Genomic DNA, 22,078 nt, shown 5'->3' with positions numbered 1-22,078 from the left:
TGGACACGCGCCATCAACGGTCCCTGTCGTGGACCGGCGCCCTCGCGTCGAACGAACCCGGCAACCGGCGGCGCGGCAGCCCTCGCACCGCCCGGTACGCGTCATCCCACCATGCCGCCCGGCCGCGACGCAATAGTCAGTTCTCGATGTGTCAGGCCGTCTTCAGAGCAGCTTCTCCAGGGTGATCGGCAGCTCGTACTGCCGACGGCCGGTTGCGTGGTGCACGGCGTTGGCGATCGCGGCGGCCGCACCCACCACGCCGATCTCCCCGACGCCCTTCATCCCGAGCGGGTTCACGACCTCGTCGTGCACCTCGATGGTGTCCACCATTACGTCCGGCGCGTCCGCGTTGACCGCCACCAGGTAGTCGCCGAGGCTGGCGTTGGCCCAACGACCCGACCGGGGATCCATCCGGGTGGCCTCCAGCAGCGCCTGGCCGAGCCCCCACAGCATGCCGCCCATCAACTGGCTGTGCGCGGTCTTGCGGTTGAGCACCCGGCCCGGCGCGAACACCCCGACCATCCGGCGTACCCGGACCACGCCGAGGTCGGCGTCGACCGCCACCTCGGCCATCTGCGCGCCGAAGGTGTGCACCCCGTACCCGGCGTCCTGCGGTGGCGGCGTCCAGGTGCCGAGCACCTCCACGTCCGGAGTCAGGGTGCGCTGCATCAGATCGGCGTACGTCTCGCCGACGTCGGGCCGGTCGCGCCGCGCCATCCGGCCGTCCCGCACGACCACCCCGGCGGGGTCCGCGCCGTGCAGGGGCGAGTGGTCGTCGGCGACCGCGCGCCCGATCAGCTCGTCGCGAAGCTGGGTCACCGCCAGGTGTACGGCGGAACCGACCGCGCTGGTGCCCGTGGAGCCCACGGCGGCGGTGACGTTCGGCAGGTCACTGCTGCCGCCGACGAACCGCACCCGCTCCACCGGCAGGCCGAGCGCGTCCGCCGCGACCTGGGTCATCGCGGTGTAGACGCCGGTGCCGAACTCCGACACGCCGGCCTCGACGACCGCGGTGCCGTCGTTGTAGAGCCGGGCCCGGGCGCGCTGCGGGTTCACCGGTTGGGTCACCGGGTAGAGCGCGCTGGCCATGCCACTGCCGATCAGCCACTGGCCCTCGCGCCGGGGCCGGGAGTCGCGGTCGGACCAGCCGAACAGCTCGGACGCCCGCTGGTAGCACTCCTTCAGCCCGCTGCTGGACCAGGGGTGCCCGCTCTCCGGATCGGTGTCGGAGCAGTTGCGCAGCCGCAGCTCCAGCGGGTCGATCCCGACCCGCTCGGCCAGCTCGTCCATCGCGCATTCGAGGGCGAACATGCCGGTCGCCTCACCGGGGGCGCGCATGAAGGTCGGGGTGATCGTGTTGCCCCGGATCAGGTGGTAGACCCCCTCGTAGTGGGGGCTCGTGTACGCCACGGCCGGGCTCTGCAACGACGGCTCGGCCCAGTCGTCGAACTGGGAGGTGAGGGAGAGTTTGTGGTGGCGCAGCGCGGTGATCCGACCGTCCGCGTGGGCGCCGAGGGTGATCCGCTGTTCCTGCTCCTCGCGGTGCCCGCAGGAGGTGAACATCTGCTCCCGGGTCAGCGCCAGCCGCACCGGCCGGCCAACCTGCCGGGCGGCGAGCGCGGCCAGCGTCGGGTGGTGCCAGATCATCGCCTTGGAGCCGAAGCTGCCGCCGACGGCGTGGCTCACCACCCGGATCGAGATCGGCGGCAGGCCGAGCAGCGCCGCGACGGTGAACTGGGTGGCGTTCGGCCCCTGGGTCGAGTCGTAGACGGTCAACCGGTCGATGTCCTCCCACACCGCGGTGCTGGCGGACGCCTCGATCGGGTTGTGGTGGTTGGGCGCGAACCGGTACGTCGCGTCCACGCACACCTCCGCCTCGGCCAGCGCCTTCGCCACGTCACCACGGGACCCGTGCCCGGGCAGCAGCCCGCCGAAGATCCGCTCGGGCACGTACGCCTGGTCCCGGGCCTGGTCGATCAGGGTGATGGCGGGCGTGGAGGCGTACTCGACGCGGATCAGGGTGCCTGCGTGCTCGGCGCGTTCGATGGTGTCGGCGACCACGAGGGCGATGGGCTGACCGGCGTAGTGGATCGTCTCGTCCTGCATCGGGAAGAAGGTCTGGCCCGGTGCGGCCAGCCCGGCCAGCGACGGGAGCAGCTTCGGCACGGTGGCGACCCGGTCCAGATTGCGATGGGTGAACACGGCCAGCACCCCGTCGGCGCGCTCGGCCTCGACGGTGTCGATCGCGGTGATCCGGCCGCTGGCCACCGTGGCGCCGACCAGCACGCCGTGGACCAGGCCGGTCACGGGGACCTCTGCGGAGTAGCGCGCCTCGCCGCGTACCTTGGCGCGCCCGTCCACCCGGTTGAGCGTCGCGCCGATCGCCGGGCTCATGCCGTTACCTCCCGCTGCGTCAGCTGCTCCAGGGCCCGGACGATCGTCCGCCGGGTCAGCTCGATCTTGAAGGCGTTCATCCCGTGCGACACCGCCGGCGCCAGCTCGGCCGCCGCCGCCCGGCGGAACGACTCGGTGGTCGCCGGAGCGCCGACGAGCACCTGCTCGGCCGCCCGGGCCCGCCACGGTTTGGTGGCCACCCCGCCCAGGGCCAGCCGTACCTCCGTGATCTGGCCGCCGCCCACCGAGATGGCCGCCGCGACCGAGGCGAGCGCGAACTCGTACGACTCGCGATCACGGATCTTGATGTACCGGGACGTGGCCGCGACCGGTGCCGGCAGCAGGTCGATCCCGGTCACCAGCTCGCCGTGGGCCAGCGGGTGTTCCCGCTCCGGGGTCTCGCCGGGAAGCAGGAAGAAGTCGTCGATCGGGATGCTCCGCGGGCCGCCCGGTCCCTCGGTCTGCACCACGGCGTCGAGCGCGACCAGCGCGACGGCCAGGTCGGACGGATGGGTGGCGATGCAGCGCTCGCTGGTGCCGAGCACGGCGTGCCCCCGGTTGATCCCCTCGATCGCGCTGCACCCGCTGCCGGGGACGCGCTTGTTGCAGGCCGCCGCGGTGTCGCGGAAGTAGCCGCACCGCACCCGCTGCAACAGGTTGCCGCCGAGGGTGGCCATGTTACGCAGCTGCGGGGAGGCGCCGAGCAGCAGCGCCTCGGCGACCATCGGGTAACGGCGCACCAGCTCCGGTTCCTCGGCCACGTCGCTCATCCGGGCCAGTCCGCCGAGCCGAAGCCCGCCGCCGGGCAGCTCCTCGACGCGGTTCAGCGGCAGGTCGTTGATGTCGACGAGGCGGCGCGGCTGCTCGACGTAGATGCGCAGCAGGTCGATCTGGGTGGTGCCACCGGCCAGGAAGGTGCTCTCCGGGTCGGCGCTCACCGCGCCGATCGCGCTGCCGACGTCGGTGGCGCGCGAGTAGCTAACGGGCCGCATCGGCGGTGCCTCCCTGGTCGCGGACCCGGCGGACGGCCGCCCGGATGTGCGGGTACGCGGCACAGCGGCAGATGTTGCCGCTCATCCACTCCCGGATCTCCATGTCGTCGCCGGCGTGCCCCTCGGCCAGCAGCGCCACCGCGGACATGATCTGCCCGGATGTGCAGTAGCCGCACTGGAAGGCGTCGCAGTCCAGGAACGCCTGCTGCACCGGGTGCAGGGTGTCCCCGTCGGACAGTCCCTCGATCGTGGTCACCTCGCGGTTCTCGCAGGTGATCGCCAGGGTGAGGCAGGACAGCACGCGGCGTCCGTCCACCCACACCGTGCAGGCGCCGCAGGCCCCCTGGTTGCAGCCCTTCTTGGTCCCCGTCAGTTCGAGCCGGTCGCGCAGGGCGTCGAGCAGGCTGACCCGTGGCTCGACGGTGGTCGTCCGGGATTCCCCGTTCACCGTGAGGTGGACCTCGACGGCGCCGGGACCGCGGACCACGGCGTGATCGGGGCTCGGCGCGGTACGCAGCGCCTGGTAGGACTTCACCAACTCGCACCCCCTCCAATTGAAATCGACCATATCCTGCTCATGAGACTGATTCGCCGCTTTCCTGGCGATGCCACCAGGTCGACGGGCTTGGCCGGCACGGGCCGGCTGACGCGGCGGCGAGACGGAGAGGCGGCGGAACGTGCCCGACGTGTTCGAGGAGCTGCACCGCCGCTGCCGCGCCGGCGAGGCGGTCGCCCTGGCCACCGTCGTGGCCACCTGGCGGTCCGCGCCGCAGCCGCCCGGCGCCAGCATGCTGGTCGCGGCCGACGGCACGGTCACCGGCAGCGTCTCCGGCGGCTGCGTTGAGGCCGACCTCTACGAACGGGCCCGCCACGTGCTCGACACCGACGCCCCCGAGCTGACCCGCTACGGAGTCAGCGACGACGCCGCGTACGCCGCGGGCCTGACCTGCGGCGGGGTGCTCGACGTGTTCGTGGAGCGGATCGACGGCGGCGGCCTCGTGGAACTGGACGCGGTCGACGCGGCACGCCGGGCCGGCCAACCGGTGGCGGTGGTCACCTGCGTGGCGGCCGACGCCGGCGATCCGCCGGGAGCGGTGCCGGCCGACCCGGCGGGGCGACTGGGCCGCCGGCTGGTGCTGACCGGGCAGCGGGTGACCGGCTCGCTCGGCGACGACCGGCTGGACGCCGCCGCCACCGCCGACGCCCTCGGGCTGCTCGCCGCCGGGCACAGCGGGATGCTCAGGTACGGCTACCACGGGCAGCGCCGAGGCGACGGCCTGAGCCTCTTCGTGACCGCGTACGCCACCGCGCCCCGGATGATCGTCTTCGGGGCCATCGACTTCGCCGGCGCGGTGGCCCGGATCGGCGCGTTCCTCGGCTACCGGGTGACCGTCTGCGACGCCCGTCCGGTCTTCGCCACCGCTCGGCGCTTCCCCGAGGCGGACGAGGTGGTGGTGCAGTGGCCGCACCGCTACCTGGGTGCGGAGCTGGACGCCGGCCGGGTCGACGGGCGGACGGTGGTCTGCGTGCTGACCCACGACCCGAAGTTCGACGTGCCGCTGCTGGCGCTGGCGCTGCGCCACCCGCTGGCATACGTCGGCGCGATGGGGTCGCGGCGCACCCACGACGAGCGGCACAAGCTGCTGCGCGAGGCAGGGCTCAGCGCGGAGCAACTCGCTCGCCTGGCCTCACCGATCGGGCTGGACCTCGGTGGGCGTACCCCGGAGGAGACCGCGGTGAGCGTGGCCGCGCAGATCGTCGCGGCCCGCTGGGGCGGGACCGGCCGCCCGCTGACGGCACTCGACGGGCCGATCCACCAATCGGGATAGCACCCCGGACGCCTCGTCAGTGGCCCGATCGGACCTGCGCCTTCGGCGCCCACCGGGTCGTGCGCTGTGCCAGCCTGGTGCCACGCGGACCGCCGAGGCGGGCGGTCGGTGGCTGGCGAAGACGAAGGGACCGGCATGGGATACGCGGTGGTGCTCGGCGAGGCGCTCGTCGATCTGCTCGACACCGAGCGGGACGGCGAGCGGGTCTACCGGCAGGCGATCGGCGGCGCGCCGCTCAACGTCGCCGTCGGGGTGGCCCGGCTCGGCGGCGCGGCGCAGTTCGTCGGCTCACTCGGCGACGACGTGCTGGCCGGCCGGATTCGCGCCTTCCTGACCGCGGCCGATGTCGGGCTGGCCGGCGCGGTCACCGTGCCGGCGCCGACCACCCTCGCGGTGGTGACCTTCGCCGGCCCGGAACCCGACTTCCGCTTCTACGGGGAGCCGCCCTCCTACAGCCTGCTCGCCCCCGAGGATCTCGACCGGGCGCTGCTGGAGGGGGCCGACGTGCTCTACTGCGGCTCCGTCGTCCTGCTCCAACCCAGCACGCTGGCGGCCGCCCGGCGTGCCTGGGGGCTCGCCACCGGCCTACGGGTCTTCGACCCGAACGTGCGCCCCCGGCTCCTTCCCGGGCCGGGCGCGCTGGCCGGGCTGCGGGAGGTGGTGGCCGAGTTCGCCGCCGGCGCACACCTGGTCAAGCTGAGCACCGCCGACGCCGAGCTGCTCTACCCGGGCGAGCCGGTCGAGGGGGTGGCCGCATACCTGCGCGAGCTGGGCGCCGCGACGGTCGTGGTGACGCTCGGCGCGGCCGGCGCGGTGTTGGCCGCCGCCGACGCCGACCCGGTCCGGGTGCCGGCCCCCCGGGTCGACGCGGTCGACGCCACCGGCGCCGGCGACTCGGTGATGGCCGCGTTGATCGCCGATCTGCTCCTCGACGGCGAGCCGGCCGACCCGGCGGGCTGGGTCGAGCGGGTGGGGTTCGCCCTGCGGGTGGCCGGCCTGGTCTGCGAGTCACCCGGCGGGGCCACCGCCATGCCCACCCGCGCCGACGTCCAACGCCGCTTCGGGATCTAAGCGGCGCCGTCGAGTTCGATGTAGCCGCGGCGGGCGGCGGTGAGGGCGGCGCGGGCGCCGAAGGGCGCCTCGGCGGCGACCCGTTCCGGCGGCGCGCCGCCGGTGTGCCCGGCCCGGATCAGCCACGCCAGCTTCGCCAGCTCGGCGTGCTGGGCGCGGACGAACTCCACGTCCACCGGGTCGCCGTGGCCCGGCACCACCACCGTGCCCACGCCGGTCAGCCGGAGCAGGTCGGCGACCGCGTCCGGCCACCGCAGGGGGTACGAGTCCTCGAAGGCGGGCGGGCCGCTCTGCTCCACCAGGTCCCCGGCGACCAGCACGTCCGCGTCGGGTACGTGCACCACCAGGTCGGCGTCGGTGTGCCCCCGCCCGGGGTGACGCAGCAGCACCCGCCGGCCGCCCAGGTCGAGTGCCGTCTCGGTGTGCACGGTGTGCGTCGGGGCGAGCAGCGGTGTGTCGGCCAGCTCGGCGGCCAGCGCCGGATGCTCCTCGCGCACCTCGTCGTACGCCTCCCGGCGCAGCCGCTCCGGCTGCTCGCGCAGGGCCGCGGCGGCCAGCGCGTGCGCGTACACCGGGCGGGGCGGGTCGCCGGCGAGGACGGCGTTGCCGAAGCAGTGGTCGTAGTGGTGGTGGGTGTTGACCAGCGTCAGCGGACGGTCGGTGACCGCCCGGACGGCGGCGGCCAGCTCGGTGGCCTGGGCCGCCGAGGAGAGGGTGTCCACCAGCAGCGCCTCGTCGTCGCCGACGACCAGGGTGACGTTGACCCGCAGCAGCGGCTCGCGCAGCAGGTGCACCCGGTCGGCGACCTCGACGAACCCGCCGGTCATGACGCCCGCCCGGCACGGTCGACGAAGCGTTGCCGGTCCACCAGGATGCGGTCCACCCGACCCCGGGCCACCGTCTCGCCGCCATCGGTGACGGTGACCTCGAACGACAGCCGGCGACCGTCGACGGCCGCCAGCAGGGCCTGCGCCCGGACCGTCCGGCCGACCACGGTCGGCGCCAGGTGCTCCAGCTCGACCCGGGTCCCCACGGTGGTCGACCCGGACGGCATCGCCGTCGCGGTCGCGGCGACGGTGGCCGCCTCGGCCAGCGCGAGCACCCGGGGTGTGCCCAGCACCGGTACGTCCCCGGAACCGACCGCCTGGGCGGTGTCCGCGTCGGTGACGGTCAACTCGACCTGGGCGGTCAGACCCGGCGCGAAGGCCGGCTCGGGCTGCTCCTGCATGGTCGCCAGCCTAGGTGCTCGCCGAGCCCGCCGAGCACTCGCCCGGCGATCCGGCCGTACCCGCAGCGCCACCCCTGGACCGGCCCGGCGGGTGGTCGCCGTCGGTCGATGCCGCACCCGTCGTTAACCTTGACCGCGATGGCCGTCGTGACTGACCCCCAACCCCCCGCCCGGACCGACCCGCCCGCGTCCCCGGACGGGGGCCGTCGGCGCATCGTCGCCATGACAGTCTGGGCGGTCGCCTTCGTGGCCGCCTGGCTGGGCATCGGGCTGCCCACCGACCCCGCGTACGCCTTCGTCTGGATCTGGGCCGGGACCATCGCCTGGAACAGCGACCGGCCGTGGCGTAGTCACCTGCGCTTCGCCCGGGACTGGGTGCCGGTGGTCCTCCTGCTCGCCGCGTACAACCTCTCCCGGGGGTTCGCCGACAACGGGGCCACCCCGCACGCGATGGAGCTGATCGTCGCCGACCGGTTCATGTTCGGCTGGGCCACCGGCGGTGAGGTGCCCACCATCTGGTTGCAGCAGCACCTCTACCACCCGCAGCTGCACTGGTACGACGTCACGGCGAGCTGGGTGTACTTCTCCCACTTCGTGGTGGCGCTGGCCGCCGCCGCGGTGCTCTGGCTGCGGGACCGGCACCGCTGGGCGGCGTACATGCGGCGCTGGGGTTTCCTTTGCGCCGCCGGCCTGGCCACCTACTTCATCTACCCGGCCGCGCCGCCGTGGTGGGCCGCGCAGAACGGGCTGCTCACCGAGGTCGCCCGGATCTCCACCCGCGGGTGGAAGGCGTTCGGCATGCACGGCGCCGGCAACGTGCTCAACGCCGGCCAGATCGCCTCGAACCCGGTCGCCGCGATGCCGTCGCTGCACACCGCGTGGGCTCTGTTCGTGGTGCTCTTCTTCCTGCACACCACCCGCCGCCGCTGGTGGCCGCTGCTGCTCGCGTACCCGCTGGCGATGACCTTCACCCTGGTCTACTCGGGTGAGCACTACGTGATCGACGTGCTGGTCGGCTGGACCTACGTCGGGCTGACCTTCCTGGTGGTCGGCCTGGCCGAGCGCGGGTGGGCGGCGCTGCGAGCCCGTCGCGCCGGGCCGGCCGCCGAGCAACCGCCACCGGGGCAGGTCACCGGCCCCGACGGCGCCACCGACCCACCGGGCCGGCCAGCCAGCGGGCAGCCGGCACCGGTCGGGCCGAGCACCGCCGACGAGCCGCCGGTACCCGCCGACCGCTGACGCCGCCATCCCGGCCCAGCCCCGTCGGTCAGGCCGGCCCGGGTCGGGCCGGCCCGGGTCGGGCCGGGCCGGGTCGGGTGGGACGGGTCAGCCGGAGCGGCGGGCGGCGTGGGCGCGGGCGGTCAGCTCGGCCGCCAGGCCCCACGCCTCCGCCAGATCCCGGTCCTGTGCCGCCGCGCCCGACCCGCCCGCGGTGTCCGCGTGGACGGTGGCCAGCCCGAGCCGGCGCTGCGCCGGCCCCTGCACCACCCGCACGCTCTGGATCCGGGCGTACGGCACGATCGCCACCTGCCGGGTGAGCAGCCCGGACCGGGTGGCGAAGACCCGCTCGAACAGGCCGGCGCCGAGCGCGCCCCGGCCCAGCGGGTGCAGCCAGCGGGCCCGGGGCGGCGGTGGGTTCAGCGTCAGCGCGTCGAGGCGTACGCCCGGCAGCACCTCGGTGACGATCATCGTCGCGGTCGGCAGGTCACCGACCGGCAGCAGGCGGTCCGGCCGGTTGCGGTCGTCGGCCTCCGCGGCGGAGTACCCGGCAACCTCCAGCCGCAGCCGCAGCCAGCCCTTCACCCGCCAGAGCAGCGGCCAGGTGGCCCGTACGGTCTGCACCCGGTCCAGCGGCACGGTCTGCGCCCGGGTTTCCAGCAGGCCGTTGTGCACCCGCAGCGTGCCGTCGTCGCGGGCCAGCCGGAAGTTCCAGTCGTCGAGGACCCGGCGGATCGGTTGCAGCAGCACACCGGCCATCGCGGTCAGCGTGCTCGCCACGGCGACGAACGACCAGGAGCCCGCGGTGAGGAACTGCACCACGACGAACGCCAGGCCGAACGGGAGCAGGAACGCCTGCGGGGTGAGCAGTTGGCTGACCAGCAGGTTCTGGTTGCGTACCGCGTGCAGCGGGCGGCCCGGCGCGGCCTGCGGCGCTGTCCCGGGCGCCGTGAGACCCGGCGCGGGCGGCTGCGACGCGCGGCCGGCGAGCGCCAGCAGCCGCTCGCGCAGCCGGGCCGCGTCGGCCACCGTCAGGTACGCCAGCGGCGCCTCGGTCTTGCCCCCGCCGACCACCTCGAGCCGCAGCTCGGCCAGGCCGGTGAACTGGGCGAGCAGCGGCCGGACCACCTCCACGGCCTGCAACCGCTCCAGGGGGATCGCCCGGGTACGCCGCCAGAGCAGCCCCTCGTACACCCGCAGCTCGCGGCCCACCACGTGGTAGCCGGTGTTGTACCAGCTGATCACCGACAGCACGGTCGCGCCGAGCGCCAGTATCACCACCATGGCCGCGAACCAGCCGAAGCCGACCCGGGACAGCGTCGACCAGGACAGCCCGGCGATCACCACGACCAGCGACTTGGCCCCGTGCAGCAGCGGGCTGAGCGGGTGTAGTCGCTGGCGCGGCTCGCCGTCGCCACCCGCCGTCGGCAGCGGCCAGGGATAGGGCACCCCGGGCGGCACCGCCGCATAGGGCACCGCGCCGCCGGGCGCGTAGGGCGGCACCGCGCCGCCGGGGGGTGGGCCGGTGGGGGGCGCGCCGCCGGGTGGCCGGGGCGGGCCGGTGCCCGGCTCGGCGGGACGGTCGCTCATCGGGTCGGCCTCCGGCGCGGCCGGCGGTCGACCGGTCGCGTGCTCACAGCCCCTCCGCCCGGTCCTCGCCGAGCGCGGTGAGTCGGTCGCGCAGTCGGGACGCCTCCGCCGGGCGCAGCCCCGGCACCCGGGCGTCGCTCGCCGCCGCCGCCGTGTGCAACTGCACGGTGGCCAGGTCGAAGGCGCGCTCCAGCGGCCCGGCGCTGACGTCGACGAACTGCATCCTGGAATACGGCACGATCGAGAGCCGCCGGACCAGCAGCCCGTGCCGGACCAGCAGGTCGTCCTCCCGCTCGGCGTAACCCCAGGCCCGGACCGCGCGGACGATCGCCACGGCCCGCCACGCGCCGAACACCAGCACGGCGGTGAGGGCGAGCCCGAACAGGCCCTGACCGCTCAGTGCCCAGCCGACCGCCGTCACCGCCAGCCCGATCGCGAGCACCACGGCCAGCCGGATCAGCTCCACCCAGATCAGGTCGGTGGAGATCGGCTGCCAGTGGACCGTGTCCGGCCAGGGCTCCAGTGGCCCCCGCCCTGTGGACCCGTGGGTCAACAGCGGGCCGGGTGCGCCGGAGGCCGGACCCGCTGCGCCGGCGGCGGGCGACGGGCCGGCGGGCAGCAGGCCGGGCGCCGGCAGGTCGGGCGGGCGGGGGTCGGCGTCGTACCCGCCGGCTGTCGGTAGGGCTGCCGGCGGCAGCGGGGCGGGCGATGACGCGTCGGGCGGGGCGGGATCCGGGCCGAGCGTGCCGGGCGCCGGGAACGCCCCGGGCGGTGGCGGTGGTGGTGCGGTGCGCGGCCAGGACGGGGAGGCGGGGCCGGGGGAGGCCGGTGGGTCGACGCGGTCCTCCGCGCTCACCGATGGGATCCGTTCCGCGCGGCAGCGGCGCGAGGCGTCCCACCGCTGTGCCCAGTTGTTCGCCCGCTGCGCTCGCTCACATGTCGAGGGTAGGCGATCCGGGCACCGGATTGACGGCGCGCAGGAAGCCGCGTGCGTCCAGGAAATCGCCGAGGCTGCCCCGGTGCTCGTCGCAGGCCAGCCAGGTCTTGCGCCGCTCGGGGGTGTGCAGACGGGGATTGTTCCACTCCAGCGCCCAGACAGCGGGGGCGCGGCAGCCGCGGGCCGAGCAGATCAGGGCCTCGCCGGCGGGGGAGGGGTTGCTCATCCCGGCCAGTCTAGGGCGGCGGGGCGGAGGGCTTGAGCGCCGGGCGGCCACGGGGGGAGCCGCCCGGCGACGGGGTGAATGGTACACGCGGCGGGCCGGTCCGTGTCCACCCCGTGACGGGCGATTCGGCTGCCGGGGACGGCGCGGCGAAAATCGGCTTCTCCCCACCTCGACACTCAGCAAGGCGTGCGAGTCTTGATACCGCATCAGCCGCGACGACCGACCAACGCTGTGGAGGACCGGTGGCCCAGCCGACCATGCCCGACGCCCCGACGCCGAACGGGGCGGCCCCGGCGGACCCCGCGCCGGTGACCACACCCGCGCAGGACGCGACCCTGCTGGAACGGGCGCTGTTCGAGATCAAACGGGTCATCGTCGGGCAGGACCGGATGGTGGAGCGGATGTTCGTCGCGCTGCTCGCCCGCGGTCACTGCCTGCTCGAAGGGGTGCCCGGGGTAGCCAAGACCCTGGCCGTGGAGACCCTCGCCAAGGTTGTCGGCGGGTCCTTCGCCCGGGTGCAGTTCACCCCGGACCTGGTGCCGGCCGACATCGTGGGCACCCGGATCTACCGGCAGTCGAGCGAGAAGTTCGACGTCGAGCTGGGGCCGGTCTTCGTCAACTTCCTGCTCGCCGACGAGATCAACCGGGCTCCGGCCAAGGTGCAGTCGGCGCTGCTGGAGGTGATGAGCGAGCGGCAGGTGTCCATCGGCGGGGAGAGCTACCGGGTGCCCGACCCGTTCCTGGTGATGGCCACCCAGAACCCGATCGAGCAGGAGGGCGTCTACCCGCTGCCGGAGGCGCAGCGGGACCGGTTCCTCATGAAGATCGTGGTGGGCTACCCGACCGACGCCGAGGAGCGGGAGATCGTCTACCGGATGGGCGTCGCCGCGCCGGAGCCGAGCGCGGTCTTCGACACGCCCGACCTGATCGCCCTGCAACGCAAGGCGGACCAGGTCTTCGTGCACAACGCCCTGGTCGACTACGCGGTCCGGCTGGTGCTGGCCACCCGCGCGCCGGCCGAGCACGGCATGCCCGACGTCGCCCAGCTGATCCAGTACGGGGCCAGCCCGCGCGCCTCGCTCGGCCTGGTCCGGGCGACCCGCGCGCTGGCGCTGCTGCGCGGGCGGGACTACGCGCTGCCGCAGGACGTGCAGGACATCGCCCCGGACATCCTGCGACACCGGCTGGTGCTCAGCTACGACGCGCTCGCCGACGACGTGCCGGCCGACCACATCGTGCACCGGGTGATGTCCACCATTCCGCTCCCGGCGGTCGCACCTCGGCAGCAGGCCAGCCCGTCGTCGACCACCCCGCCGCCGGGCGCCGGCTGGCCCGGGCAGCGGCCGTGACCTCACCCACCCCTCGACCCGCCCCCGTCCCCGACCGCAGCGAGGCCGTGCTGTCCCGGCTCCAGTTGCTGGTCACCCGAAAGCTCGACGGTCTGCTCCAGGGCGACTACGCGGGCCTGCTGCCCGGGCCGGGCAGCGAGGCGGGCGAGTCGCGGGAGTACCGGGCCGGCGACGACGTACGCCGGATGGACTGGCCGGTCACGGCACGGACGACGACGCCGCACGTGCGGCGTACGGTGGCCGACCGGGAGCTGGAGACCTGGCTGGCGCTGGACCTCTCGGCGAGCCTGGACTTCGGCACCGGGCAGTGGCTCAAGCGGGAGGTCGTGGTGGCCGCCGCCGCCGCGATCACCCACCTGACCGTGCGCGGCGGTAACCGGATCGGCGCGGTGATCGGCACCGGCGGCGGCGCGGCCGCCCCGGCCCGGCGCTGGCGGGGGCGGCCGTCGCCGGCCGGGCCCGGGGTGCTCACCCGCCTGCCGGCCCGCTCCGGTCGCAAGGAGGCGCAGGGGCTGCTGCGCGCCGTCGCCAGCACCGCGATCCAGCCCGGCCGGGGTGACCTGGGCGCCCTGATCGAGATGCTCAACCGCCCACCCCGACGGCGAGGGGTGGCGGTGGTGGTCTCGGACTTCCTCGCGCCGGCCGAGCAGTGGACCCGGCCGATGCGCAAGCTGCGGGTCCGGCACGACGTGCTGGCGATCGAGGTGGTCGATCCGCGGGAGCTGGAGCTGCCCGACGTGGGTGTGCTGCCGGTGGTCGACCCCGAGAGCGGCGAGCTGCACGAGGTGCAGACCGCCGACCCGCGGCTTCGGCAGCGCTACGCCGAGGCTGCCGCCGCCCAGCGGGCCACGATCGCCGCCGCGCTGCGTAGCGCCGGCGCGGCCCACCTGCGACTGCGTACCGACCGAGACTGGCTGCTGGACATGGTGCGTTTCGTGGCCGCGCAGCGGCACGCCCGCACCCGGGGGACGACACGATGATCCGTTTCATGCAACCGTGGTGGCTGCTGGCCGTGCTGCCGGTGCTCGCCCTCGCCGCGTTCTACCTGTGGCGGCAGTTGCACCGCCGGGCGTACGCGATGCGCTTCACCAACGTGGATCTGCTGCGCACCGTGGCGCCGAAGGGGCTGGGCTGGCGCCGGCACGTTTCGGCGACCGCGTTCCTGCTCTGTCTGCTGGTGCTGGCCACCGCGCTGGCCCGTCCCGCGGTGGACACCAAGGAGCCGCTGGAGCGGGCCACCGTGATGCTCGCCATCGACGTGTCGCTGTCCATGCAGGCCGACGACGTGGCGCCGAACCGCCTGGAGGCGGCCCAGGAGGCGGCGAAGCAGTTCGTCGGCGAGTTGCCGAAGAGCTACAACCTGGGGCTGGTGTCGTTCGCCAAGGCGGCCAACGTGCTGGTGCCACCGGGCAAGGACCGGGCGGCGGTGACCAGTGCGATCGACGGGCTGGTGCTGGCCGAGGCGACCGCGACCGGCGAGGCCGTGTTCACCTGCCTGGAGGCGATCCGCTCGGTGCCGGCCGACGGGGCGGCGGGTATTCCACCGGCCCGGATCGTGCTGCTCTCCGACGGGTTCCGCACGTCCGGCCGGTCGGTGGAGGAGGCGGCGGCGGCCGCGCAGGCGGCCAACGTGCCGGTCTCCACCATCGCCTTCGGCACCGACACCGGCCAGGTCGACATCGGCGGCCAGCTCCAGCGGGTGCCGGTCGACCGGCTGGCCCTGGCCGAGCTGGCCGAGACCACCGAGGGCTACTTCTACGAGGCGGCCTCGGTGAGCGAGCTGAAGCAGGTCTACCAGGACATGGGCAGTTCGATCGGGTTCCGCACCGAGCCGCGCGAGGTGACCCAGTGGTACGCCGGGGTGGCGTTGCTGCTGGCGCTCTGCGCGGGTGCGCTCAGCCTGCTCTGGTCGTCCCGGATGCTGTGAGGCCGGCGGTGCCCGGGCTGGTCCCGGGCGCCGTCACCACTGCCCGGGTGACGAGATCGGGCGCGAGCGGTGGGGTCAGTGCCCGCCGCCGGCGAGCACGAAGACGATGGCCACCCAGACGGCGGCGAGGGTGAAGCCCAGCGGGGCGACGTAGCGGCTCATGGACGGCTCCGGGTGGCGGCTGGACGGTCCGCGTGCGGGGGCGGACCGCAGGGGGTGGGGACGCGCACACGAAGTCGTGACCGGGCGGCTCCCGGCGACCGTCCGGATTCGGACGGCGCGGCACGCGCACCTCGGCGTGGGCCGGGTGGCGGGGGAGCGGAGCGGGGTCAGCTCACCAGACTGAGTCGTGGCTCAGCGGGGCTGACCATCGGCCCGGCCACGACTGGGAGGATCGCTATCTCGCACAGCGATCACCTCCTGAAGTCGGGCGGGCCGGAACGTCGATCATCGTACACCCGCGCTGCCGACGGGACGCACTCGGCCGACCGGCCGGCCGCCCCTCCACCGCCCGGCCGTCGCCACCCCGTCCGCCGGGCCGGCCGGCGGCCCGCCCGTGTCAGCGTGACCAGCACCGCGGCGAACAGCGGCAGCCAGCAGCACCGGGCGAGCACCCAGCCCGGGCCGTCCGGCGCGGTGTGCAGCCCCGGCAGGGCCACCCCACCGCGGGCGGCGAGCGCGGTCACCGCGACCAGCACCGGCTGGTGCCACAGGTAGATCCGCACCGCGTTCCGGTTCACCTCGGTCACCGCCCGGCCCGGCAGCGGGCGGGCCAGCAGCCGTTCCAGCGCCGGCCGGGCGAGCAGCCCCACCCCGACCTGGGTGACCGCCAGCGCCACCGCCAGCAGCGACGGTGGGTTCAGGTTCGACACCCCCTCCCCGGGCACCCCGACCGCGCTGGCCGGATAGCCCAGCGCCAGCAGCGCGGCCAACGCGGCGGCACCGCCGCCGGCCAGCGCGCCCGCCACCCGCCGGCCGGCCAGCCGACCGTCGGCGTGCGCCAGGCCGAGCAGGTACGGCACAGCCCAGGCAGCCACCACGGTGACCGGCGGCAGGTCGGTGCCGGCCGGTAGCAGGCGGCCCGCCAGGTCGGCCGCCGCCACCACGGCCACCGCCGGTGCGACGCAGCGGATCACCCCCCACCTCGCGACGGCGGCACGCAGCGGGCCGGTCGACGCGACGAGGAGCAGCAGCGGTAGCAGGAACCACAGTGGACTGACGGCGAGCCGCAGCGCGACGGCGAGCGTGTCGTCCGGGATGCCGGCGACGGTGGCGGCGAGCAGCATGGCGGCTCCCGCACCCAGCAGCGCCAGCGCGGGCAGCGCCAGCCGGCGCAGCCGGCGCGCCAGCCAGCCGCCCGGCCCGTCCCGGTGGCGTGCCAGCGACCGGGCCGAGCCGAACCCGGCGGTGAAGAAGAACAACCCGAGGGTCTGCAACACCCACGTCACCGGGGCCAGGCCAGGCAGCGCGGTCAGCGGGCTGGCCTGGTGCAGCCCGCCGCCGGCGGTCAGCACCAGGCCGGTGACCAGCCAGTGCCCGAGCACCACCCCGCCGATGGCGTACGCCCGCAGCGCGTCGACCGCGCGGTCGCGGCTCACCGGGCGTTCCCGGCCCGGTCGGCGTCGGCGCCGCCCAGCACGACCGCCGCCACCGCGACCAGCGTGGCGCTGCCCGGCACCAGGTAGCCGTCGTGCCCGGCGACCCCAGCCACCGGCAACGGCCGGGCGCCGAACGCCGGGTCGCCGGGTCGCCGGCCGTACCCGAGACCGGGCAGCCGCACCGACGGCACCCGCCGGATCCAGTCGGTGGGCGCCTCGGCGGCCCAGAACCGCCGCCCGCCGCGCAGCTCGTTCGCGTGCTGCACCCCGGCGCCGATCCCGCCGAGGCTGACCACGTCAGCGACCTGCGGCGGGGCGTCCGCCGCGGCCAGCGACACCACCAGCGCCCCGTAGCTGTGCCCGACCAGGGTGATGGTCGCGGCGGGGCGGCGCCCGGCCAACTCTCGCAGCAGGGCGGCCAGGCCGACCGCGCCCCGCCGGGCGCTCGTGCCCGCGGCGGCGGTCAGCACCCCGTCGGGTGGGTCGTAGCCGAGCCAGGCCAGCACCGCGACCCGCGCCGCCGGGTCGGCCGCCCGCAGCTCCCGGTACAGCTGCCCGGCCTGCGCCGCCGGCGCCCGACGCGCCACCCCGCCCAGTCCACGGTCGAAGTCGGCCAGCGTGCTGCCGACACCGGGCACCAGCACCGCGATCCGGTCCGCGTCGGCCAGGTCGCCGAGCACCTCGACGGCACGACCGTCGCCGCGCGGGTCGAACGTCAGGAACCGGCGCCCGCCGGCCGCCCAGTCCGCGTACGGCGGGCCGGCCGCGCGCATCGCCGCCGCCGTGACCGGGTACGCCTCGACGAACCCGGCCGCCGCGACGGGCTCGGGTCGGGTCGGCAGAACCAGGTTCACGCCGAGCAGCGCGGCCAGCGCCAGTCGGCCGGCACCTCGTGGTCGCATCATGTTCTCCCTCCGGAATGTCATCCGGAGGGAGAGTGCGTGGGCGGGCAGCGCTCGCGCGTCGTCCCGGGGAGCCGTTCCCGGGCTGGCTCCGCAGAGCTACTCGCCGGCGGCGACCAGACCCGTCTCGTACGCCAGCACCACGGCCTGAGCGCGGTCGCGCAGCCCCAACTTGGCCAGGATCCGCCCGACGTGCGTCTTGACCGTCTGCTCGGCCACCACCAGGTCGCCGGCGATCTCCGCGTTGTTGCGGCCCCGGGCGATCAACCGCAGCACCTCGGTCTCCCGCGGAGTGAGCCCGGCCAGGTCGGTGGGGCGCGGCCGGTGGCGGTCCGGGCGGGCCGCGAACTCGGCGATCAGCCGGCGGGTGACCGCCGGGGCGAGCAGCGCGTCCCCGGCCGCCACCACCCGCACCGCGTGCACCAGGTCGGCCGCCGGGGCGTCCTTGAGCAGGAAGCCGCTGGCCCCGGCGCGCAGTGCCTCGTACACGTAGTCGTCCAGGTCGAAGGTGGTGAGGATGAGCACCCGGGGGCGCTGCGCCGACCGGTCGCCGAGCAGCTTGCGGGTGGCGGCCAGCCCGTCCAGCACGGGCATCCGCACGTCCATCAGCACCACGTCCGGGTCGAGCCGGCGGGCGGCGGCGACGGCCTGCGCGCCGTCGGCGGCGTCACCGACCACCAGGAGGTCCGGCTGGGCGGCGAGGAGCGCGCCGAAGCCCTGCCGGACCATCGCCTGGTCGTCCGCGATCAGCACCTTGATCATCGGTCCCCGCTCTCCGCGTCGTACGGCAGCTCGACCGCCACCTCGTAACCCCCACCGGGCAGCGGCCCGGCGGTGAACGTACCCCCCAGCGAGGTGGCCCGCTCCCGCATGCCGGTCAGCCCGTGCCCGGCGCCAGCCTCGGCGGTCGGCCGGACGTCCACGTCGTCGGGCGGCGCGTTCTGCACGCGTACCGCCAGGGTGGACCGGCCGGCGCGGACGGTGACCCGCACCGCGGCGCCGGCCGCGTGCCGGGCCGCGTTGGCCAGGCCTTCCTGCACGATGCGGTACGCGGCCAGCCCGACCGGCGCGGGCACCCGCCCGTCGTCCGCCGGCTCGGCGTCCAAAGTCACCGGCAGCCCGGCCCGGCGTGCCGCGTCCACCATCGCGTCCAGGTCGGTCAGGTCGGGCTGCGGCGCGGTCTGCGGGCCGGTCGACTCGCTGCGCAGCACCCCCAGCAGCCGCCGCATGTCGGTCAGCGCGTCACGGGCCGAGCCGGCGATGGCGGCGAACTCCGCGGCCACCGGCGCCGGCACGGCGGTCAGCCGGTACGGCGCGGTCTCCGCCTGCACCGCGATCAGCGACATGTGGTGGGCCACCACGTCGTGCAACTCCCGGGCGATGCGGGTGCGTTCCTCCAGCACCGCGCGGCGCTCCTGCTCCCGTTCGCTCAGCTCGGTCTGCTCGGCCAGCGCGCGCCGGGACATCCGGTTGCGCCGGATCAGGTCTCCGACGATCGCCAGCGCGCCGAGCAGCGCCAGGACGGCGGCCCGGTTCTCGGCGCGGACCAGGGTGAACACCGGAACCGTGGTGATCGCCACCACCCAGACCAGCACCGGCCGGTCGACCCGCGCGACGACCACCGCGACCACCGCGATCGACCCGAGCGCCAGCGGCGGGGTCCACGGGCCGGGCGCGTCGGCCGGCGCGTTGAACGTGCACACGAGCAGGGCCAGCACGGTCAGCCGCCAGGCCAGCAGCGGACGCCGGGGCAGCGCCAGCAGCGGCGCCACGGTCATCGCCGCGAACAGCACCGCGATCGGCGCCGGCAGGCCCCAGTCGTTCTCCAGGGCCAGCGTGATCCAGAAGAGGCCGAGCGCGGCGAGCAGCCCGACCGGGGCGGCGTAACGGGCCAGCCCGGGCCAGCGGGCCAGCAGCGGCCGGCCGGGCAAGGCGTCCGCGCCCAGCAGGGTGTGCCGCAGGGCGCGCAGGGCCCCGACGATCGGTTGCCGGTTCACCACCGGGAGGCTACGGGGCCGACCCTTCGCGGGGCGTGCCACCAGGGGTTGACCCCGGTGTCGTACCCCAGTGTGACGCGACTCCCGTTAGCGCTTACCTACCGGTAACGCCTAGGCTCCGACGCGTCCGTGCTGACCATTCGCAAGGGGGAATCGTGGCCCGTACCGTGCTGGTGACCGGGGGAAACCGGGGAATCGGCCTGGCCATCGCGCAGGCCTTCGCCAAGCAGGGCGACCGGGTGGCGGTGACCCACCGCAGCGGCGACGCCCCCGAGGGGCTGTTCGGGGTGCGAGCCGACGTCACCGACGCCGACTCGATCGACGCGGCGTTCACCGCCGTGGAGGCCGAGCTGGGGCCGGTCGAGGTGCTGGTCTGCAACGCCGGTATCACCGACGACACGCTGCTGCTGCGGATGTCCGAGGAGCAGTTCACCGGCGTGCTGGACACCAACCTCACCGGCGCGTTCCGGTGCGCCAAGCGGGCCTCCGGGAAGATGCTCCGGGCCAGGTGGGGTCGCATGATCTTCGTCTCGTCGGTGGTCGCGCTCTCCGGCGGCGCAGGTCAGGTCAACTACGCCGCCAGCAAGGCCGGCCTGGTCGGCGTGGCCCGCTCGATCACCCGGGAGCTGGGCAGCCGCAACATCACCGCGAACGTGGTGGCGCCCGGCTTTATCGACACGGACATGACCGCCGGCCTGTCCGACGACCGCAAGGCGGAGATCCGCAAGTCCATCCCGGCTGGCCGGATGGCCCACCCGGACGAGGTCGCCGCGGTGGTCACCTGGCTGGCCGGCGACCCCGCCGGGTACGTCTCCGGTGCCGTGATCCCGGTCGACGGTGGCCTCGGCATGGGCCACTGACCAGCGCTTTCTGACTACGTACGGAGGAACCCTGCATGTCCGGACTGCTCGCCGGTAAGCGGCTGCTGGTCACCGGTGTCATCACCGACGCCTCGATCGCCTTCTCGGTGGCGAAGCTCGCCCAGGAGAACGGCGCGCAGGTCGTGCTGACCGGCTTCGGACGGCTCTCCCTGGTCGAGCGGATCGCCAAGCGACTGCCCGAGCCGGCGCCGGTGATCGAGGTGGACGTGACCAACACGGAGCACCTGGCCAGCCTCGCCGACCGCGTCCGCGAGCACGTCGACGGGCTCGACGGCGTCGTGCACTCCATCGGCTTCGCCCCGCAGAGCTGCCTGGGCGGCGGCTTCCTCGACGCCCCCTGGGAGGACGTGGCGACCGCGCTGCACGTCTCCACCTACTCGTACAAGTCGCTCGCCATGGCGGCGCTGCCGCTGATGTCCGCAGGTGGCGCGGTGGTCGGCCTGACCTTCGACGCGACGAAGGCGTGGCCGGTCTATGACTGGATGGGCGTGGCCAAGGCCGGCCTGGAGTCCGCGTCCCGCTACCTGGCGATGCACCTGGGCAAGCAGGGCATCCGCAGCAATCTGGTCGCCGCCGGGCCGCTGCGCACCATCGCCGCCAAGTCGATCCCCGGCTTCGACCAGTTCGAGGACGCCTGGACCGAGCGGGCTCCGCTCGGCTGGAGCCTCACCGACCAGGAGCCCGCGGCCCGGGCCTGCCTGGCGCTGCTGTCCGACTGGTTCCCGGCCACCACCGGCGAGATCGTGCACGTCGACGGCGGCTACCACGCCATCGGCGCCTGAGGTGCAAGGAAGGGTCCCTTGTTAACGCCTGCGGTAGAGCAGGGGACCCTTCTTAACACCGTGGACCACTCCGGAGCAGGGGGCGTCGCCGGGTCGTCCCGGCCGACCGGCAAGAATGGACCCATGGCGTACGACGCGGTGGTGCTGGTGTCCTTCGGTGGGCCGGAGCGGCCCGAGGACGTGATGCCGTTCCTGCAGAACGTGACCCGGGGCCGGGGCGTGCCGCCCGAGCGGCTGGCCGAGGTCGCCGAGCACTACCAGCATTTCGGCGGGGTGTCCCCGATCAACCAGCAGTGCCGTGACCTGCTGGCCGCCGTCCGCGCCGACTTCGCCGCACACGGTCTCGACCTGCCCGTCTACTGGGGCAACCGCAACTGGGACCCGCTTCTCGCGGACACCGTGACCCAGATGCGCGACGATGGCGTCAGCCGGGCGCTGGCCTTCGTCACCAGCGCGTACGGTGGCTACTCGTCCTGCCGGCAGTACCAGGAGGACATCGCCGCCGCCCGGGCCGCGGTCGGCCCGGACGCCCCGGTGATCGAGAAGCTGCGCCAGTTCTGGGACCATCCCGGCTTCGTCGAGCCGCACGTCGACGCGGTCCGTGCCGCCCTGGGGCAGCTCGACCCGGCGAAGCGGGACGGCACCCGGCTGGTCTTCACCGCTCACTCCGTCCCCACCTCGATGGCGGCCAACGCCGGCCCGCACGGCGGCCGGTACGAGGCGCAGCTGCACGAGACCGCCCGGCTGGTGGCCGCGGCCGCCGCTCCCGACCTGCCGTACGACCTGGTGTGGCAGAGCCGCTCCGGGCCGCCGCAGGTGCCGTGGCTGGAGCCGGACATCAACGACCACCTGGCGACCCTCGCGCAGGGCGGCACCACCGGCGTGGTGGTCAGCCCGATCGGGTTCGTCTCGGACCACCTGGAGGTGGTGTGGGACCTGGACACCGAGGCGCTGGAGACGGCCAAGCAGCTCGGCCTGGACTTCGTCCGGGCCGGTACCCCGGGCACCGACCCGCGCTTCGTGGCCATGGTGCGGGAGCTGGTCACCGAGCGGACCGACCCGGACGGTGCGCAGCTGCGCCGCCGCCTGGGCGAGCTGCCGATGTGGGACACCTGCCCCACCGTGTGTTGCGTGCCGACCCGCCGCCCCTGACCGTC

General features: G+C 74.8%; 21 protein-coding genes. 9 read left to right on the top strand and 12 right to left on the bottom strand.

Annotation, left to right across the window (positions count from 1 at the left end; all coding sequences use genetic code 11):
- Positions 1–162: 162 nt before the first annotated feature.
- Genes ACWD5O_RS17875 through ACWD5O_RS17865 form a run of 3 tightly spaced genes read right to left on the bottom strand, consistent with a single transcriptional unit; the run spans position 163 to position 3,873 of the window.
- The gene (locus ACWD5O_RS17875; protein ID WP_450085973.1) at positions 163–2,394 is read right to left on the bottom strand and encodes a xanthine dehydrogenase family protein molybdopterin-binding subunit; all 2,232 of its coding nucleotides are present in this window, start codon (positions 2,392–2,394) and stop codon (positions 163–165) included.
- Positions 2,391–3,386: an FAD binding domain-containing protein gene (locus ACWD5O_RS17870; RefSeq protein WP_450085972.1), complete on the bottom strand. Its 996-nt coding sequence runs from the start codon at positions 3,384–3,386 to the stop codon at positions 2,391–2,393. Before ACWD5O_RS17870 ends, ACWD5O_RS17875 begins: the two co-directional genes overlap by 4 nt.
- Entirely contained in the window at positions 3,373–3,873 is a 501-nt protein-coding gene (locus ACWD5O_RS17865) for a (2Fe-2S)-binding protein (protein ID WP_354967578.1), read from the bottom strand. Before ACWD5O_RS17865 ends, ACWD5O_RS17870 begins: the two co-directional genes overlap by 14 nt.
- A gap of 190 nt (positions 3,874–4,063) precedes the next feature.
- Between ACWD5O_RS17865 and ACWD5O_RS17860 the strand changes: the two genes are divergently transcribed.
- Positions 4,064–5,215, top strand: a complete 1,152-nt coding sequence (locus tag ACWD5O_RS17860; protein ID WP_450085971.1) for an XdhC family protein — start codon at positions 4,064–4,066, stop codon at positions 5,213–5,215.
- 135 nt (positions 5,216–5,350) lie between these two features.
- Positions 5,351–6,286 carry a carbohydrate kinase family protein gene (locus tag ACWD5O_RS17855; protein WP_354967493.1) on the top strand — a complete coding sequence of 312 codons (936 nt, stop codon included), beginning with the start codon at positions 5,351–5,353 and terminating at the stop codon, positions 6,284–6,286.
- Here ACWD5O_RS17855 and ACWD5O_RS17850 read toward each other — a convergent pair.
- Together ACWD5O_RS17850 and ACWD5O_RS17845 are read right to left on the bottom strand one after the other, a co-directional pair.
- A complete protein-coding gene (locus ACWD5O_RS17850) occupies positions 6,283–7,113 on the bottom strand; it encodes an MBL fold metallo-hydrolase (RefSeq protein ID WP_450085970.1) in 831 nt (276 codons plus the stop codon). The genes ACWD5O_RS17855 and ACWD5O_RS17850 overlap by 4 nt on opposite strands.
- Positions 7,110–7,514, bottom strand: a complete 405-nt coding sequence (locus ACWD5O_RS17845; RefSeq protein ID WP_354967495.1) for a thioesterase family protein — start codon at positions 7,512–7,514, stop codon at positions 7,110–7,112. Before ACWD5O_RS17845 ends, ACWD5O_RS17850 begins: the two co-directional genes overlap by 4 nt.
- Before the next feature lie 138 nt (positions 7,515–7,652).
- Between ACWD5O_RS17845 and ACWD5O_RS17840 the strand changes: the two genes are divergently transcribed.
- On the top strand, positions 7,653–8,753 hold the full coding sequence (locus ACWD5O_RS17840; RefSeq protein ID WP_450085969.1) for a phosphatase PAP2 family protein: 1,101 nt from the start codon (positions 7,653–7,655) through the stop codon (positions 8,751–8,753).
- Between the two features lie 87 nt (positions 8,754–8,840).
- Here ACWD5O_RS17840 and ACWD5O_RS17835 read toward each other — a convergent pair whose 3' ends face one another.
- From ACWD5O_RS17835 to ACWD5O_RS17825, 3 genes are all read right to left on the bottom strand, one after another.
- The gene (locus tag ACWD5O_RS17835; RefSeq protein WP_387328681.1) at positions 8,841–10,322 is read right to left on the bottom strand and encodes a PH domain-containing protein; all 1,482 of its coding nucleotides are present in this window, start codon (positions 10,320–10,322) and stop codon (positions 8,841–8,843) included.
- A 43-nt stretch (positions 10,323–10,365) separates the two neighbouring features.
- A complete protein-coding gene (locus tag ACWD5O_RS17830; protein WP_450085987.1) occupies positions 10,366–10,941 on the bottom strand; it encodes a PH domain-containing protein in 576 nt (191 codons plus the stop codon).
- A gap of 313 nt (positions 10,942–11,254) precedes the next feature.
- Positions 11,255–11,485 carry a hypothetical protein gene (locus ACWD5O_RS17825; protein WP_354967497.1) on the bottom strand — a complete coding sequence of 77 codons (231 nt, stop codon included), beginning with the start codon at positions 11,483–11,485 and terminating at the stop codon, positions 11,255–11,257.
- Positions 11,486–11,727: 242 nt separating this feature from the next.
- Here ACWD5O_RS17825 and ACWD5O_RS17820 point away from each other — a divergent pair, with 242 nt between their 5' ends.
- Genes ACWD5O_RS17820 through ACWD5O_RS17810 form a run of 3 tightly spaced genes read left to right on the top strand, consistent with a single transcriptional unit; the run spans position 11,728 to position 14,761 of the window.
- Positions 11,728–12,834: an AAA family ATPase gene (locus ACWD5O_RS17820; protein WP_450085968.1), complete on the top strand. Its 1,107-nt coding sequence runs from the start codon at positions 11,728–11,730 to the stop codon at positions 12,832–12,834.
- Positions 12,813–13,814, top strand: coding sequence for a DUF58 domain-containing protein (locus tag ACWD5O_RS17815; RefSeq protein WP_450085986.1), 1,002 nt, complete (start codon positions 12,813–12,815; stop codon positions 13,812–13,814). The genes ACWD5O_RS17820 and ACWD5O_RS17815 overlap by 22 nt, the downstream gene beginning before the upstream one ends.
- Positions 13,811–14,761 (top strand): VWA domain-containing protein, encoded by a 951-nt coding sequence (locus ACWD5O_RS17810; RefSeq protein ID WP_354967499.1) that lies wholly within the window; start codon positions 13,811–13,813, stop codon positions 14,759–14,761. Before ACWD5O_RS17815 ends, ACWD5O_RS17810 begins: the two co-directional genes overlap by 4 nt.
- Positions 14,762–15,174: 413 nt before the next feature.
- Here the strand turns inward: ACWD5O_RS17810 and ACWD5O_RS17805 are convergent, their stop codons facing one another.
- From ACWD5O_RS17805 to ACWD5O_RS17790, 4 genes are all read right to left on the bottom strand, one after another.
- The gene (locus ACWD5O_RS17805) at positions 15,175–16,359 is read right to left on the bottom strand and encodes an acyltransferase family protein (protein ID WP_450085967.1); all 1,185 of its coding nucleotides are present in this window, start codon (positions 16,357–16,359) and stop codon (positions 15,175–15,177) included.
- On the bottom strand, positions 16,356–17,261 hold the full coding sequence (locus tag ACWD5O_RS17800; protein WP_450085966.1) for an alpha/beta hydrolase: 906 nt from the start codon (positions 17,259–17,261) through the stop codon (positions 16,356–16,358). The genes ACWD5O_RS17805 and ACWD5O_RS17800 overlap by 4 nt, the downstream gene beginning before the upstream one ends.
- Before the next feature lie 99 nt (positions 17,262–17,360).
- Positions 17,361–18,023, bottom strand: coding sequence for a response regulator (locus ACWD5O_RS17795; protein WP_387328670.1), 663 nt, complete (start codon positions 18,021–18,023; stop codon positions 17,361–17,363).
- A complete protein-coding gene (locus ACWD5O_RS17790; protein ID WP_387328667.1) occupies positions 18,020–19,258 on the bottom strand; it encodes a sensor histidine kinase in 1,239 nt (412 codons plus the stop codon). The genes ACWD5O_RS17795 and ACWD5O_RS17790 overlap by 4 nt, the downstream gene beginning before the upstream one ends.
- A 155-nt stretch (positions 19,259–19,413) precedes the next feature.
- Here ACWD5O_RS17790 and fabG point away from each other — a divergent pair, with 155 nt between their 5' ends.
- The 3 genes from fabG to ACWD5O_RS17775 all read left to right on the top strand — a co-directional run bounded on the left by fabG (position 19,414) and on the right by ACWD5O_RS17775 (position 22,073).
- Positions 19,414–20,118: a 3-oxoacyl-ACP reductase FabG gene (fabG, locus tag ACWD5O_RS17785; protein WP_354967504.1), complete on the top strand. Its 705-nt coding sequence runs from the start codon at positions 19,414–19,416 to the stop codon at positions 20,116–20,118.
- Between the two features lie 35 nt (positions 20,119–20,153).
- Positions 20,154–20,921 (top strand): enoyl-ACP reductase FabI, encoded by a 768-nt coding sequence (fabI, locus tag ACWD5O_RS17780; protein ID WP_387328664.1) that lies wholly within the window; start codon positions 20,154–20,156, stop codon positions 20,919–20,921.
- A 123-nt stretch (positions 20,922–21,044) separates the two neighbouring features.
- Positions 21,045–22,073 (top strand): ferrochelatase, encoded by a 1,029-nt coding sequence (locus ACWD5O_RS17775; protein WP_354967506.1) that lies wholly within the window; start codon positions 21,045–21,047, stop codon positions 22,071–22,073.
- Positions 22,074–22,078: the final 5 nt, after the last annotated feature.

Source organism: Micromonospora sp. NPDC005161, from assembly GCF_053599855.1.
The sequence above is the reverse complement of the archived record's forward strand: the minus strand, read 5'-3'. Positions and strand labels throughout refer to the sequence as shown.

Excerpts from the sequence above, each read along its gene's own strand:
- ACWD5O_RS17875 (WP_450085973.1), bottom strand. The coding sequence starts at position 2,394 with ATGAGCCCGGCGATCGGCGCGACGCTCAACCGGGTGGACGGGCGCGCC.
- ACWD5O_RS17870 (WP_450085972.1), bottom strand. The coding sequence starts at position 3,386 with ATGCGGCCCGTTAGCTACTCGCGCGCCACCGACGTCGGCAGCGCGATC.
- ACWD5O_RS17855 (WP_354967493.1), top strand. The coding sequence starts at position 5,351 with ATGGGATACGCGGTGGTGCTCGGCGAGGCGCTCGTCGATCTGCTCGAC.
- ACWD5O_RS17850 (WP_450085970.1), bottom strand. The coding sequence starts at position 7,113 with ATGACCGGCGGGTTCGTCGAGGTCGCCGACCGGGTGCACCTGCTGCGC.
- ACWD5O_RS17845 (WP_354967495.1), bottom strand. The coding sequence starts at position 7,514 with ATGCAGGAGCAGCCCGAGCCGGCCTTCGCGCCGGGTCTGACCGCCCAG.
- ACWD5O_RS17840 (WP_450085969.1), top strand. The coding sequence starts at position 7,653 with ATGGCCGTCGTGACTGACCCCCAACCCCCCGCCCGGACCGACCCGCCC.
- ACWD5O_RS17835 (WP_387328681.1), bottom strand. The coding sequence starts at position 10,322 with ATGAGCGACCGTCCCGCCGAGCCGGGCACCGGCCCGCCCCGGCCACCC.
- ACWD5O_RS17825 (WP_354967497.1), bottom strand. The coding sequence starts at position 11,485 with ATGAGCAACCCCTCCCCCGCCGGCGAGGCCCTGATCTGCTCGGCCCGC.
- ACWD5O_RS17810 (WP_354967499.1), top strand. The coding sequence starts at position 13,811 with ATGATCCGTTTCATGCAACCGTGGTGGCTGCTGGCCGTGCTGCCGGTG.
- ACWD5O_RS17800 (WP_450085966.1), bottom strand. The coding sequence starts at position 17,261 with ATGCGACCACGAGGTGCCGGCCGACTGGCGCTGGCCGCGCTGCTCGGC.
- ACWD5O_RS17795 (WP_387328670.1), bottom strand. The coding sequence starts at position 18,023 with ATGATCAAGGTGCTGATCGCGGACGACCAGGCGATGGTCCGGCAGGGC.
- fabI (WP_387328664.1), top strand. The coding sequence starts at position 20,154 with ATGTCCGGACTGCTCGCCGGTAAGCGGCTGCTGGTCACCGGTGTCATC.
- ACWD5O_RS17775 (WP_354967506.1), top strand. The coding sequence starts at position 21,045 with ATGGCGTACGACGCGGTGGTGCTGGTGTCCTTCGGTGGGCCGGAGCGG.